The sequence below is a fragment of the Bacteroidota bacterium genome, from assembly GCA_016711505.1.
Classification (GTDB): domain Bacteria; phylum Bacteroidota; class Bacteroidia; order AKYH767-A; family 2013-40CM-41-45; genus JADKIH01.
The window spans coordinates 60,353-75,461 of record JADJSV010000004.1 but is presented as its reverse complement, the minus strand read 5'-3'; the positions used below and the strand labels follow the sequence as shown (position 1 = coordinate 75,461).

Sequence of the window (15,109 nt, the reverse complement as noted above, 5' to 3'; positions counted from 1 at the left end):
TTTTTCTGTGAAAGATTTGCCACAAAAATTATCCGAAAAAAATATTCTCAATTAAATAGGGAATTATTTATGTAATGGTTTGTATTTATTATCCGATATTAAAATCGGTTATTATGCATGATTATTAAGATTAGTTGCGTAATTTATTTAAACATTACGGCTTCGATTTTTTTTAACACTAAGATCACTAAAATTCGTCACAAGAACACATCACTTGTGCTCTTGTGATAAATTTTAGTGACCTTAGTGTTTTATTTTTAATTTCGTTTAGTCGGAACCCACACCCCACTCTTAATCCCTCTCTTAAAATCAAAATATCCTTTGATCAAAGCAAGATTCATATATGAGAAATAGGCAATGAATCGGATAAATTTGAAATGCATACCTAGTTTTTTCAGAATAACATCCAGCAGAGGCGAAAGCAGCAAAAGAATTTCTCCGATAAACAGAATAAGAAAAATATTTCCGATTGGAATTAAAAAGAATAAACTGATCAGTGAAATAATAAGGAATAATGGAGTTATCCAGCGAATTAATTTATGACTAATAAAACAAAAACCCGCAATAGTGAATGGATTCAACAGGAAGCTACGGAATCGCGATAGGTTTTGAAAATTTCCTGATGAGATCCTTGCTTTGCGGCGAAATTCAATTTTCATTTCGTTAGGAACATCTTCATAACAAATCGCTTTCAGTTCATTTCTGCATTTGAAACCTTTCTCAAGTATTTTCATTGAAATATAAAAATCATCGACCATTGAATCAGCAGGTACAGGTTCATATAGATCTTTCCGGATCATATAACAACCTCCAAAGGGTCCCATCATTGTGCCCCAGAGTAAACCTTCATTATACTTGATCAGATTTTCTCTCTGGATATATGATTTTTCCTGCATAGATATTCCATCGTGCCGCATTCCTACATTCAGAATATTTGCTCCAACGAGTCCGACAGACTTTTCAGCGAAATGCCGGAAGAGATGAGCAATCGTATTTTTTTCAAAATAAACATTTGCATCAGTCAGAATAATAAGCGGGAATTTTGCTTTGTCAACCAGTTCATTTATAACGCTGGGCTTTCCGCGCCTGACACTGAAATTAAAAAGTTGAATCCTGCTTTCATTTGAAATGATTTCATTCACTATCTCAACTGTCCGATCATTGGAACAATCAGAACCGATGAGAATTTCTATTTTATCGGAAGGATAATCAGAATCCAGAACTGATCTTATTTTTTCTCTTATAACGCTTTCTTCATTGTATGCTGAGATCAGGACGGATACTCCTTCCGGTTGAACTGCATTCCCGAAATGGAACGATTTGCCTTTAGCAAGAATATTTAAGAGCAATGGAAATAAGACATAGGAATAGAAAACGATAAGAACGCTCAGACTAAAAACTACAAACAGAATTACGGAAATCATTGAAATAGCCAAGGGGTGCTTTTTAGCAGATTTTAGCTCAAAAAAGCACAATTAAATTCACTTGCACAAGTCTTTGTCATTTGATTGTTAAACTTCCTCAATTGATGAATACTACTTTTGTGGGCGATGATTTTTATGTAATTTTAGCATTAGTCTGCAAACAAAGTTAATGAAAGCTGACCTCTAATTAATACATGATGAAAAAGTTATTTACCTTCCTATTTATTTCATTTTCAGCGTTTCAATTCAGCCATGCACAACTGTCTGCTTTTATGGGCTATGGAACATTCGATAATCCTGAAGGTTCTCCATATCTCGAAACCTATTTGAAAGTTTTGGGCGGGAGTTCCAAACTTGCAGAATTGCCTACAGGAAAACTTCAGAGCAAGATTGAAGTGCAATGGATCTTCAAATCGGGCGAAAAAATCGTTCATTTTGAAAAATATAATTTACTCAGTCCAGAAATCGATCCGAATGATTCCGTGATTCCGGATTTCATTAATCAGCAACGTATAAATTTGCCGAACGGTATATACACCGTTGAACTTACATTAAAAGATTTTAATTCGGTTAATAAAGAGAATGTTGTTAGTCAGGAGATAAAAATTGATTACAGCAAAGACAAAGTTATGGTATCAGATATAGTATTGCTGGAATCATTCTCCCCTACTGTTACAACGAATTTATATAGTAAAAACGGATATGATCTTATTCCACTTGCCGGAAATTTTTATCCGAGTTCTATAAATAAACTTAGATTTTATGCTGAAATTTATAATACATTAAGTACAAACAACGATCCTTTCATCGTACGATATTATGTCACAAATAGTAATAATGACAGAATTCTTGATGATCTTTTTCTTTTGAAAAAACAAACTGCGAAAAAAGTCAATGTCGTACTTGCAGAATTTCCTATCGAAAATTTACCAAGTGGAAATTACGATGTGAATGTTGAAGTAATCAGTAAAGAAAATAAGCTGCTCGCCTTTTCACACATGTTTTTTCAGAGATCAAATCAGATCCGCCAACCTGTTGTAACGAAAGATTTCGACAACATCGATATCACAAATACATTTGTATCCAACATTACAAATCCTGACACATTAGTTTATCTGATTGATGTACTTTACCCAATTTCCACGGCTCCTGAAGTTAATATTCAAACCAATCAGATGGAATTAAGAGATGTAAAGTCAATGCAGAGATACCTTTACTATTTCTGGAGTAAACAAAATGCACTGAATCCGCAAAAAGCATGGGAAGAATATATGTTACAGGTTTTGAAGGTGAACAATGCGTATGCAGGTTTGAACTCTTATGGATATCAGACTGATCGTGGCCGGGTTTATCTTCAATACGGACCACCGTCAACGGAACCAATTGTGGTTACAAATGATCCTGAGTCTTATCCATATGAAATCTGGCACTACTATAAAATCGGGCATCAGACGAATAAGAAATTTGTCTTTTACTCACCCGACATGGTTTCAAGGAACTATAAGCTTCTTCATTCCGATTTGAATACTGAACTTCAAAACGATCGATGGGAACTTGTGTTAAGGAGAAAAGATCAGTTTTTACCTGACATGGATCAGAAACAATACCCTAGCAATTTTGGTAATCAGTCTAAAGAGAACTTTAAAAACTAGCTTGGAGGGAAGCATCAGATTTTTCTCTTATTTTTACCCCATTCCCGGTCAGACCATGTCTGCAGGAATTCAATTATGACGCCAAAAGTTGCCGTAGTCATTCTCAATTGGAATGGCAGTAAATTATTACAAGAGTTTTTACCAAGTGTAATTCGTCATAGCGGACCAATGGCTGAAGTGATTGTTGCGGATAACGGCAGTACTGACAATTCGATTGAAGTTTTAAACGCTCAGTTTCCCTCTGTCAGAATAATAAGAAATGCCACTAACAAAGGATTTACAGGAGGTTACAATGAAGCTTTGAAATATGTTTCTGCGGAGTATTTTGTTTTACTCAATAGCGATGTGGAAGTAACTCCGAATTGGATTGAGCCCATCATTGCAATGATGGATGCAGATAAAACAATAGGTGCTTGTCAACCGAAAGTTCTAAGCTATCATAATAAAGACCGTTTCGAATATGCCGGTGCCGGTGGTGGATTTATTGACCATCTCGGTTACCCCTTTTGTCGTGGCCGGATCTTCAATGATATTGAAATCGACACTCATCAATATGATGACAGTATCCCTGTTTTCTGGGCTACAGGAGCATGTATGTTTGTCCGGGCCGACGTTTATAACCAACTTGGGGGGCTTGACGAGCAGTTCTTTGCACATATGGAAGAAATTGATCTTTGCTGGAGAATGCAGCTAAATGGGTTTTCAGTCTACTATTGCGGGCAATCAACTGTTTACCATGTTGGTGGCGGGACATTGGCTAAAAATAATCCTAGAAAGACCTATCTGAATTTCAGGAACAATCTTTTAATGATCTACAAAAACGCCGGCGAAAAACGTTCTTCAATTCTCCTAAAAAGGAGGTTTTTTGACCTGATTGCAGCAATAAAGTTTCTGATCACAAATGGAAAGGAAGATGCCCTGGCCGTAATGAAAGCACATAGGGATTTTAGAAAAATGAGGGTCAATTATTCTGATAAAACCCTCCAAAGGCCGCCAAAGACAAGACCTTTAACAATTTATAAACGTAGCCTGTTGTGGGATTATTATCTTTGCAACCGCAAGAAGTTTACTGCTCTCCCTAAAAACGATTGATCATTGGAGGTTTTTTACTGTAAGAAATTGGGACTATTAGTCATAACATTTTAGTCATCAATCACTATAATTAGAATGGATTTCAGCGTCAAAAAAGACCTGATTTTTTAGTATGGCCATAGAAAGTGTAGATATTTTAATTCAACGGGCACGTGTCTTACGGAGCCGCAATGTTAATCAGGCAATGTCTTTGCTTGAAGACGCCCTTTCTATTGCCCAGCAAGCAAATTATAAAACAGGCATGGCTGCTATCATTCAGGAAAAAGCCAGCTGTTTTCTGATCAACAAAAATTACAAACAATCCATCAGCGCTTTTAATGAAGCGATATTATTTTTCCGGGATCTCGATGATCGCCAGAGCGAATTGAACTGTTTAACAGAGATCAGTTCCATTTATTTCAAACTGGGAGATTGTCCGAGTGCATTAAATTATATTCTGCAAAGTCTCAAGATCAACACAGACATTGGCGACTCAGAAGGAATTGCACATTGCTATAATGAGTTAGGAAAATTATATATCTACCTGCAGGATTATGATAATGCCGTAGACCATTTCAAGAAAGCCTTAAAGATCTTTGAAGGCTTAAAGAATAAAACTGAAATGGTAAATTCTTTTTTCCTTTTGGGAAATGCTTTCAACTGGCTCGACGATTATGACAAAGCGCTCTACTATTTATTGCGCGCCGGAAATCAGATCGATCAGGTTCCTGATGTTGATGTAAAAGCTAAGACACTTGGTAGTCTTGCCATATTATATACGAAGCTTAAAGAATATGATAAGTCGTTGAATTATTTCAATGACGCACTTCGTGTTGCTAATGAAGGAGCCTCTCCTATTGTTACTGCACAGCTTAAAAAAAGTCTTGGTAATCTTTACATTGATCTGACGCAATATGACAAGGCAATTGAAGTTTTGAACAAAGCTCTGGAGATTGCAGAAAGTTCACCGATGGAAGCGCAATTGATAAAGATCCATCAATTTTTGTCAACTGCTTATGAGAAAATAGGAAATACTGAAGCAGCTTTCAATCACTACAAAAAATATTTTGAGCTTGATAAAAAACTGACTTCGGAAGAGATCAGTTTAAAAACAAAAGCGCTGCATATAAAATACGATCTCGAAGAGTTGAAGAAACAAAAAGAGATCGCAGAACTTTCAGATAAACTGAAGGAACAGTTTCTGGCAAATGTCAGTCATGAGATCAGAACTCCAATGAACGGAGTTCTGGGAATGGCGCATTTGCTTAGCAAGACAGACCCAACTCGTGAGCAGTCGGAATACATTGATGCAATAAAATTGTCGGCAAAGATGAATTTCATTTCAGAAATCTCATCAAAGGAATTATTCAGATCCTGCAGGTAAAAGCCGATGAGAAAAAAATTCAATTGGGTTGTACGATCGATTATAATCTGAAAGATAAATTAGTTGGTGACCCTATCCGATTGAATCAGATCCTGGTGAACTTACTTGGAAATTCATTGAAGTTTACTGACAAAGGTAAAGTTAGTCTGGACATCCGTTTACTGGAACAAAAGGACAACGTTTGCAGAATAAGAATGAAAGTAACTGATACCGGAATTGGTATTCCTGATAATAAGCTGACAACAATTTTCGAAAGTTTCGAGCAGGCCGATAATAATAAAAGAAGATACGAAGGAACCGGACTTGGATTGACGATTGTAAAGCAATTGGTAGAATTACAAGGCGGAAGTATTACAGTGAAGAGTCGTGTGAACGAAGGTTCGGAATTTTCCGTTGACTTATCGTTCAGACTTGGAAGAAATGAAGTTGCTCCTGAGAATATTCAGCGTCTGGAAGAGATCCAGCCTGGTGATTATTCGCATGTAGCGGTATTGATCGTAGAAGACAACAAAGTAAATCAGCTTCTGATAAAAAACATGCTGAAGAAATTCGGCTTTGAAAATCTGGATACATCATATAACGGAAGAAATGCATTGGATAAACTTCGTGTGAATACATACGATGTGATCTTGATGGATATTCAGATGCCGGAAATGGATGGTTACGAAATTACCAGAGAGATACGCCTCCGCCTCCGCAAGGAAATGCGAAACGTTCCTGTTATCGCAATTACGGCAGATGCTTCAGAAAAAGAAAAGGCGAAAGCAAAAGAAGCCGGCATGGATGATTATGTTGTAAAGCCATACACTCCCGAAGAATTATTTTCTGTTCTTCTGAAATATGTTCAACCCGGTCCGAGAAAAGAGCAAGGTAAAATTGAAAGTCCTGCCTCTCGTTTCAAAGAGCCCGGAATGAATCTGGAGTTTCTGGATAAATTCACCGGCGGCGATATGGACCTGGCTGTACAGTTAATTGAAATTTTCCATAAGCAAGCTCCTGAAGCAATTCAAAAAATCGAAGCAGCCCTTTTAACATCGAACTGGAAAGAAGTTCATGCTGTGGCGCATAAAATAAAATCAAGTGTTGCAATTTTTGAGTTGAGTGAATTGAAAAAGATCATCACCAACATTGAGGAGTATGCACGTGATCGGGAACATTTGGATTTGATACCTCGCTTATTTTCCGAATTCCGGGAAGGTATAAAAATCGCCTTACGTGATCTTGATGTTGAAAGGAAGAAGATAAGGTCTTTGAATACAAAGTAGTTTGAATGAGAGTACTATGAATTACTAAACTTTTCTGCTACTAATTATTTTTTATCATCTTGAGATCAAAACTTTTTTATTCAAGATATTCTTCCCATTAGAAATATTAAGTTCTATGAGACGACCTTGCTTAGAAACCGAAAAGGTCCTTCCAGGATGACATGTCAGTTTGTTTTATATGCACAAAGGTGAAAAAAAATTATGCGGGCCTGCATAATTTTTTTTCACCTTGTGCATAATGTATAGCGACTATGGTCGTCCTGGAAGGACCTTTTCGGTTTCTAAGCTTTACAGTTTCATCGTTGAAATTAATATTATAATCTTCCTCTTGAGATCAAAACTTTTTTATTCAAGATATTATTATCATTATTTGAAAGCATAAGGATATAAAATCCGAGGGTTACTGATTCTACATTAAGATTAATTTCTTTCAGTAGTACTGATGACGAGTATAATGGAATTATTTTCCTATCAAGAGATCTTTTTTCATTTTTTAATTAAAAATTATTAAGTTCTATGAGACGACCTCGCTTAGAAACCGAAAAGGTCCTTCCAGGATGACAGTGTGGTTGTTTTGTATCGGGGGAAAAACATTTATGCCGGGCCGCATAAATGTTTTCCCCTCGTGCATAATGTATAGCCGACAATGGTCATCCTGGAAGGAACTTTGGGTTTATAGGATTTACTGTTGCATTAACAGATTCATAAAAGAAACATCTTGAACTCATGGTAAAAGTGCTACTTACCACTCACTAATTACTACTTACTAAAATAGTTTAAGAGTAAGTTTCAAGTTGTTTATCCAACCACTAGCTTATTGAAAAAACATCACCCTCCATCGCCAACGTCGTCTCCGAAAAAACCTCTTTTGCTTCATCTAAAAGTGGATATAGGTTTTTATACCTCGCCGAAAAATGCCCAATGATCAACCGCTTCACTTTTGCTTTTTTTGCAATGGTCGCCGCCTGTGCTGCAGTAGAATGAAAAGTTTCTTTTGCGCGGTCTTCTTTATCGCTTAGAAAAGTTGCTTCATGGTAAAGCAGGTCGATCTCATTTACGAAAGGAATGATTCGTTCGTCATAACAAGTATCAGAACAAAATGCATATGAACGAGGGATTTTGGGATCGGTTGTTAATTCTGAGTTTGCTATCACTACTCCATTTTCATCGACATAATCTTTTCCATTCTTTAATTCCTGATACACATGAATAGGAATATTGAATTTCTGCAAGTTCTCTTTTTGCAATTTTCTCAAGCGCGGTTTTTCTTTGAATAAAAATCCGGTGCAGGGAATTCTGTGATTGAGAATGATCGTACTTATTTCAATATCGTCGTCGTCGAAAATGACTGCCGGATTCTTTGCATCCAGCATGTGATAGACGATAGGGAAACGTAAATTGGTTTCAGAATACTTCAACTGAATTTCGATGATCTCTTTCAGCGGTTCCTGGCAGTACAGATGCATGGGAATGGTTCTGCCTTGCAGATGCATGGTAGAAAGCAATCCTAACAAACCGAGGTAATGATCGCCGTGCAGATGCGAAATGAAAATGTGATTGATGCGATGAAATTTGATCTTGTAGCGATTCAACTGGATCAGTGTACCTTCTCCGCAATCCACCAAAAAAAACCGCTCATGGATATTTAAAACCTGAGCGGTGGGATGTCTTTGATATATAGGAGTGGCAGAACTACTGCCTAAGATACTGACTTCAAAAACCATTAGTTTTCAGAAACGATCATTCGGCGGGTAAGAGACTGTTCTCCGTAGGTGATCGTATAAAGATAGATCCCTGCAGGAAGTTCCTGCAGATTCAGAGGAATTGTATTACTACCCTTCTGAAGAATCAACTCTCGTGCAATTACTTTTTTACCTAACAAATTAGAAACAGTGTAATGTACTAATGAACTGTGTGGCAGATTTACCGGAATCAACGTATTCTCTGAAGCAGGATTTGGAACATTTTGTCCAACTAAAAAGGACAAATTCGAAACTGCAGAAATACCTACATTGTTTTCGATGTAAATAGTATATGATGTAATAGGTTGTGGGATACTTTGTGGTACACCAAAGACTTTTCCATAGACAGTCGTATTTACGGTCAATGGATATGCACCAACAATGCCCGCTGATGGCGCCGATCCGCTTAATAGAATACAAGCGTCCGAACCTCCGGGAAACAGACAGTTAGAAGGCGTACAAGAGTAAACAAAACCTGGAGGTAATCCGGCGACGGAAGTGACTATTATAGAATCAATAGTTGCCGGCACTCCCATATAAGTGGTATTAGTAAATACTTTCACTTGGATATCAGCCTGGTAAGGGACGCCAACATATGAATGAGGCAAACCAATAAGAGTATCCGGATAAATACCAGGAACATTGTGAGTTATTGAAGTATCGGGATACATTGTGCTGATGAAGCACTAACGAATGCAATACAAATTGCAATCATCAAGTAGATTTTTTCATAGCACTATTCTTTATGAAGTTGTTTTTCGACTTCATCCATAAAGATAAGATCGATAGCTTCATTAACTGTTGGAACCTGCACTAACATTCCATCGAGTTGAGAAATGGAGATCAGTTTACGAACGTGATCCTGAACACCGGCAAGTACGAAAGCGCCATTATTATCACGACAAGCACGATAAGCAACTAAGATTGCGCTTAGTCCTGATGAATCGCAATATTGAACCTCATTCAGATCAAAGATCATATTCTTGAAACCATCGTGATTCAGCATTACAATTTCAGCTTTCAGATCCGGCGCTACTAATGAAGTCAGTTTTGATTCCTTGATAGAAACCAAAGCATACTTCTCTTGTTTATCAATAGTTAAATTCATAATCGTTTGAGTTTCTTCAAATTTACGACTAAAAAACCGTAAAGAAAACAAGTGGACAATAATTTTCAACAATCAAAAATGATGAAATTGTTAATTAAGATTAATAGGATTGGACTAGGATTAAAAGGATTGATGGATTAGTAGGATTTGGACCAGGATTAAAGGGAATAATGGATTAATAGGATTTGGACTAGGTTTAAAGGGATTAAGGAATTAATTAGGATTTAGACTTGGATTAAAGGATTACAGGTTTTGTTAGTCCTGCAAATGCAACCTGTTTGCAGATGTGAATTAGAAATAATACCCAAAGCCCCGTAGGTTCAACCTTTTTGCAGGTGTGAATTAGGAACAGACCCAAAGCCCTGTAGGGGCGACCTGTTTGTAGCCATGAATTAGGAACAGACCCAAGCCCCATAGGGGCGACCAGTTTGTAGCTGTGAATTAGAAATAGACCCAAGCCCCGTAGGGGCCGTTGTAGCCTGAATTGAAGACCAACCGAGGGGACCGTTAGCCGTGATTTAGAAATAGACCCAAGCCCCGTAGGGGCGACCTGTGAGATGCGGTACATGTGAATTTAAAATCAAATGAATAAAAATTATGCGTGATTTTGAATTTCATAGGAGACGACCATTTTTAATTCACAGGTCGCCCCTACGGGGCTAATCGTTACACTCATTCCATTTCTACAAACAGGTCGCCCCGATGGGGCTAATCGTTACTCATTCCATTCCTACAAACAGGTCGCCCCGATGGGGCTAATCGAAACTTTCATCCCTTCCCTACAAACAGGTCGCCCCGATGGGGCTAATTTCAATTCAAATAGATTAATATGATGTTAGACAAATATTAAATGGATCAATAAATTACGGAAGGAGTTTTTTTTTAAAGGACACCGCAAATTGTAGGTAAAAAAAGTGAAGTACTCATCGAATCAATAAATGCAAACTTGACCTATGACCATATGATCAATTGTAAAATTAGAGTAAAAAATTAGAGTAGAAATAAATTTAGTTTAAGAGTAAGTTTAAGAGTAAGTCTATAGTAAAAAAACACATATTTCACGACGCCAGCAGATAGATCACCGCCATCCGAATAGCCACCCCATTCTCCACCTGTTCAAGTATGATTGACTGTGATGAATCTGCAACTTCGCTGGTGATCTCTACGCCGCGGTTAATTGGGCCGGGGTGCATGACGATGATCTCCTTCTTCAGGGAATTGAGAATCTCTTTGGTAAGTCCGTATTGCATTACATACTCACGGATGGTCGGAAAATATCTGATGTCCTGACGCTCCAACTGGATGCGGAGCATGTTGGCAACGTCGCACCATTCAAGGGCCTTGCGCAGGTCGGTTTCTACTTTAACACCTAGTGATGAAATGTATTTAGGGATCAAGGTTGCCGGTCCGCAGACCATTACCTCCGCTCCTAGTTTCTGCAGACAGAAAATGTTTGACAGAGCAACGCGTGAATGCAGAATGTCACCCATGATATCTACTTTTTTGCCTCCCAGATCACCGACTTTTCCTCTGATTGAAAATGCATCGAGTAAGGCTTGAGTCGGATGTTCGTGCGCACCATCACCGGCATTGATGATCTTTGATTTAACATGCTTTGAAAGAAACAGCGCTGCTCCGGCATTGGGATGTCGCATGACAACCATATCCGTTTTCATAGCGAGAATATTGTTGACTGTATCGATCAGTGTTTCACCTTTGCTGACTGATGATGACGATGCAGAGAAATTAATAATGTCGGCAGATAATCTTTTCTCTGCAAGTTCAAATGATAAACGGGTACGGGTTGAATTTTCAAAAAACAAATTGGCAATGGTAAGGTCTCTGAGCGAAGGAACTTTTTTGATGGGGCGGTTGAGGACTTCCTTGAAGTTGTCGGCTGTAGAAAAAATAAGATCAATGTCGGCACGGGACAATCCTTTTATTCCAATTAAATGTGGCGTGCTTAGCAGTGACATATTCCTTTAGTTTTATTTTTCAGACAATCATTTATATTAACCAGACCGAATCTTCGCCATCGATCTCTTTCCACTGAACTTTCACTTTTTCTGTTGCAATTGTATCAACTTGTATTCCGGTATAATCAGGTGCGATAGGAAGATGACGGCTGTATCTTCTGTCAATTAAGGTCAGGAGTTCAACTTTTTTCGGACGCCCCAGATCAAGCAATGCATCCATTCCGGCGCGGATCGTCCGTCCTGTAAAGAGCACATCATCGATCAGGATCACGGTCTTATTTTCCACTTCGAAATCGATCTTTGTTTCGGCAGGAGCTGATATTTCACGTTTGCGGAAATCGTCGCGATAAAAGGTAATATCGAGCTGACCCAGACAGATATTCCGGATATTTAAGATAGAAGAAAGGTGATGGTGGATCCGGGAAGCGACAAAAACACCTCTTGGCTGAAGTCCAATAAGTGCCGAATCACCGAAATCGTCATGATTTTCGATCAATTGATAACACAATCGCTTGATCGTAATCTCAAAATCAGTACTGTTTAAAAGCAGTCGTTTTTGCATTCCGGGAACCAAAAGTAGGTTAAATGTTGGAATCTGGCAAGGAGTTGATTGTTGGCGAGCAGCAACTCTTTTGACAGTAGGTCAAGGGTAAAAGGTCAAGGGTCACATTGAAAGTGAATATGCAATTTTCTCTGAATCAAAATGCGCATTATCCTACAACGCAATTGACCTTTGACCCTTGACCTTTGACCTTCTACTTTACCTTTGACCTCATGACTAGACGAGATTAAATTGCTTCAAATGATGCACCGCATGTTTATACAACAAGTCACACCAATCACTGAAATTAAGTGGACCGAAAAATGGATTCATTAATACTGCATTGGGATCCTTTGCAAAGTAATTCTGAAAATCTTTAATTTCCATTTCATATTCTTCAATGGCAAATGATAAATCTTTATTTTTCACAGGCTCGGGTTCTTCGCCAAGTAAAACATTTTTAGTATTGGGCTTGAACTCTTTTTCACTACGAACAAAAGATTGCATTGCTTCCACTCTCTCCGGCGGAGTAAGCAATTCAAATGAAAGTTTTCCATTCGCATTGCGCACTGCGTCACTCATGTGTTCGACCATTTGCTGTAAATTCATTTTGCCAAAGACAGGCTTCACATTTGGATCAGCGCTTCTGATGAGTTCGGGGAATTTTGTTGTGAGCAGGTTTAGTTTGTCCATTTTTTTATGGTGAGTGTTTTCTTTGTTAAGCCAAATGTAATAATAACAAAGAATTAAATGAAGTGGAATGGAGTGAAATGAAGTGGAATGAAGTGAAGGAAGTGAAAAGTGAAAAGTGAAAAGTGAAAAGTGAAAAGTGGACTTCGTAGGAAACAATTTTCATATTTGGAATGCTTTTCTACGAGGCCAGTTATTAGTTATTAGTTATTAGTTATTAGTTAAATTAAAAGCAGTGGCACATTTTCTGTTTCCTTGTAACAAACACCCCAACTATGAAAACTTTAAAAATAAAACTTACAATTCTGGCTCTTTTGGCATTTATTGCTTCACATGCTCAGAATCCTACTCCGGTACCTAATGACAAACCGGTTCAGCAGAATAAAGAAATTCAGAATGGTAAAACTGCCGGAGAAATAAACAGAAGAGAAGCGCGCAGACAGAAGGCTAAAGAAAGAAAACTGCAACGTGAAAAGAAACGTTTAAATAAACAAGCTGCGCTACCACGTAAAGAAAGAGTAAAATTGAACCGCGATGCGAAACGTACGGATAGGGAGATGAAGAAGCAGAAGATCTATTAGTAATTTAATATTTGATCGCTTTAGCAAAATAGGTTCTGCCTTGTTCATCATAACGGATCACATAAAAACCTTTGCCAAGAAATGAAGTATTTAATTCTGTTTCACCTGACAAAGTTCTCCGGTCAATGAAAATTCTTCCGGCTAGATCATACACCTTAATTTGTCCATCTCTCTTTGTATCCTGTATGGTTATTTTATCTTTAAAAGGAGAGGGAAAAATAGTTAAAGAGTGCGAATTTATTTCGTCAACTGTATTCGCAAAACAAATCTGATTCATGGTCAAACTGGTAGTATCGAATGGTACAGAAATATTTAAAAATTGAATTGAAGTCGTATCTGTACTTAATGAATCATCAGTTATTGATGTTGCGAAAGGTTGAACTGTCATTGGATAAGGTGTGCCCGGGCAACCAGCAAATCCAAGAGAATCCATTTTAAATAAAATATGTCCTCTACCAAATGTATTACAAAGTAAAGCATAAGCACTATCAGTTGTCTTTATTATCTGGACAGGGTTAGACATATCACTAAAACCTCCCAAAGTTTGAGACCAAACAATGTTACCGGTTGAATCAACCTTGATCACCAATGTTTCAAATGTCGTATTTACATTCCTAACATATCCTAAAATCAAACAGCCACCTTCAGGTGTTGAGATCGAGCTACTGAAAATTTCATGGTTATAATTACCGGACAGATCCTCAGACCAGATTAAATTTCCAGCGCTATCCAATTTTTTTATTCTGACACCAGATGAAGAAATTGAATCCCATGTTGAAACTAAATACAGATCCCCATTGGTTGTTTCGGTCATAAAACCCTGTGAATAATTTATATTACTAAATCTCTTTACCCATACAAGATTTCCGGCACTATCTATTTTTGTCATGAGGTCAAAACCAGTTGAAGGAAGAGAATATAGAATTATAAAACCACCGTCATTTGAAAGAGAAATTCGATAAGCACTTGCAGATTCGGACACGCCATAAGTCTTGGCCCAAATGGTAAGTAGAGAAGAGTCCACTGCAATAATTGAAAATCCTGAAGGAAGATATCCGGCAAATACTATTTCATTTGGATTCACTTCAAAAAAATTTAGAACATGACAATTTACGATTTGATTCTGAAAAATTATATTACCTGAGGCATCCAGATTATACAAATGGGTATTCTGTAAAATCTGATCAAATGCAGTTAACATATAAGTTCCATTGGTCATTTTTGTGCAGGATGCTAAACCGAATCTTGAAGTTGAATCTCCAAAGTTTCTTTGCCATAATATTCTTCCTTCAAGATCTGTCTTAACTGCAATTGGCACTATATTCGGAATTAAAAGCAATTTAGCTCCGGCAATCAAAAAACCTGAAGAGTCGCTTACAATTGATTTAAAATTTCCGTGATCGAAACTATCCCCGTACTCATTTTGGAATGTACTTTGTGCAGAAACAGAATTCCCAATGAACATAATAAGAAAAATCATTACCAAAAATTTCATATTATTTCTATTTTAAAATTATTTCCATTCACTAAATATATAAATTAAAAAATCACTCGCAAAATAAAGTACTTTTTAAACTGATGAAAGTTGAATAACAATCTGGAAATAAAAAAGCCGTCCAATGTGGACGGCTTTCTAAATTGTATCGATTCGAATCCCGAATCACGATCAGAAAAT

At 37.4% G+C, this 15,109-nt stretch carries 13 protein-coding genes; 5 read left to right on the top strand and 8 right to left on the bottom strand.

Annotated elements, in window-relative coordinates:
- Positions 1-257: 257 nt before the first annotated feature.
- Positions 258-1,436, bottom strand: coding sequence for a glycosyltransferase (locus IPL24_08400; GenBank protein ID MBK8363699.1), 1,179 nt, complete (start codon positions 1,434-1,436; stop codon positions 258-260).
- A gap of 185 nt (positions 1,437-1,621) precedes the next feature.
- On the opposite strand from IPL24_08400, the gene IPL24_08395 reads away from it, so the two are divergent.
- The 4 genes from IPL24_08395 to IPL24_08380 all read left to right on the top strand — a co-directional run bounded on the left by IPL24_08395 (position 1,622) and on the right by IPL24_08380 (position 6,796).
- Positions 1,622-3,076, top strand: a complete 1,455-nt coding sequence (locus tag IPL24_08395) for a GWxTD domain-containing protein (protein MBK8363698.1) — start codon at positions 1,622-1,624, stop codon at positions 3,074-3,076.
- A 75-nt stretch (positions 3,077-3,151) separates the two neighbouring features.
- Positions 3,152-4,168: a glycosyltransferase family 2 protein gene (locus IPL24_08390; protein MBK8363697.1), complete on the top strand. Its 1,017-nt coding sequence runs from the start codon at positions 3,152-3,154 to the stop codon at positions 4,166-4,168.
- Positions 4,169-4,280: 112 nt separating this feature from the next.
- The gene (locus IPL24_08385) at positions 4,281-5,531 is read left to right on the top strand and encodes a tetratricopeptide repeat protein (protein MBK8363696.1); all 1,251 of its coding nucleotides are present in this window, start codon (positions 4,281-4,283) and stop codon (positions 5,529-5,531) included.
- Positions 5,532-5,554: 23 nt separating this feature from the next.
- A complete protein-coding gene (locus IPL24_08380; GenBank protein ID MBK8363695.1) occupies positions 5,555-6,796 on the top strand; it encodes a response regulator in 1,242 nt (413 codons plus the stop codon).
- An 809-nt stretch (positions 6,797-7,605) separates the two neighbouring features.
- Here the strand turns inward: IPL24_08380 and IPL24_08375 are convergent.
- The 6 genes from IPL24_08375 to IPL24_08350 all read right to left on the bottom strand — a co-directional run bounded on the left by IPL24_08375 (position 7,606) and on the right by IPL24_08350 (position 12,856).
- A complete protein-coding gene (locus IPL24_08375; protein ID MBK8363694.1) occupies positions 7,606-8,520 on the bottom strand; it encodes a ribonuclease Z in 915 nt (304 codons plus the stop codon).
- A complete protein-coding gene (locus tag IPL24_08370; GenBank protein ID MBK8363693.1) occupies positions 8,520-9,209 on the bottom strand; it encodes a T9SS type A sorting domain-containing protein in 690 nt (229 codons plus the stop codon). Before IPL24_08370 ends, IPL24_08375 begins: the two co-directional genes overlap by 1 nt.
- A 65-nt stretch (positions 9,210-9,274) precedes the next feature.
- Entirely contained in the window at positions 9,275-9,646 is a 372-nt protein-coding gene (locus tag IPL24_08365; GenBank protein MBK8363692.1) for an STAS domain-containing protein, read from the bottom strand.
- Between the two features lie 1,058 nt (positions 9,647-10,704).
- On the bottom strand, positions 10,705-11,622 hold the full coding sequence (locus IPL24_08360) for an aspartate carbamoyltransferase catalytic subunit (protein MBK8363691.1): 918 nt from the start codon (positions 11,620-11,622) through the stop codon (positions 10,705-10,707).
- A gap of 31 nt (positions 11,623-11,653) precedes the next feature.
- Entirely contained in the window at positions 11,654-12,184 is a 531-nt protein-coding gene (pyrR, locus tag IPL24_08355) for a bifunctional pyr operon transcriptional regulator/uracil phosphoribosyltransferase PyrR (GenBank protein ID MBK8363690.1), read from the bottom strand.
- 216 nt (positions 12,185-12,400) lie between these two features.
- Positions 12,401-12,856, bottom strand: a complete 456-nt coding sequence (locus IPL24_08350; protein ID MBK8363689.1) for a hypothetical protein — start codon at positions 12,854-12,856, stop codon at positions 12,401-12,403.
- 272 nt (positions 12,857-13,128) lie between these two features.
- Between IPL24_08350 and IPL24_08345 the strand changes: the two genes are divergently transcribed.
- Positions 13,129-13,434 (top strand): hypothetical protein, encoded by a 306-nt coding sequence (locus tag IPL24_08345; protein ID MBK8363688.1) that lies wholly within the window; start codon positions 13,129-13,131, stop codon positions 13,432-13,434.
- 4 nt (positions 13,435-13,438) lie between these two features.
- Here IPL24_08345 and IPL24_08340 read toward each other — a convergent pair whose 3' ends face one another.
- On the bottom strand, positions 13,439-14,914 hold the full coding sequence (locus IPL24_08340) for an aryl-sulfate sulfotransferase (protein ID MBK8363687.1): 1,476 nt from the start codon (positions 14,912-14,914) through the stop codon (positions 13,439-13,441).
- Positions 14,915-15,109 lie beyond the last annotated feature (195 nt).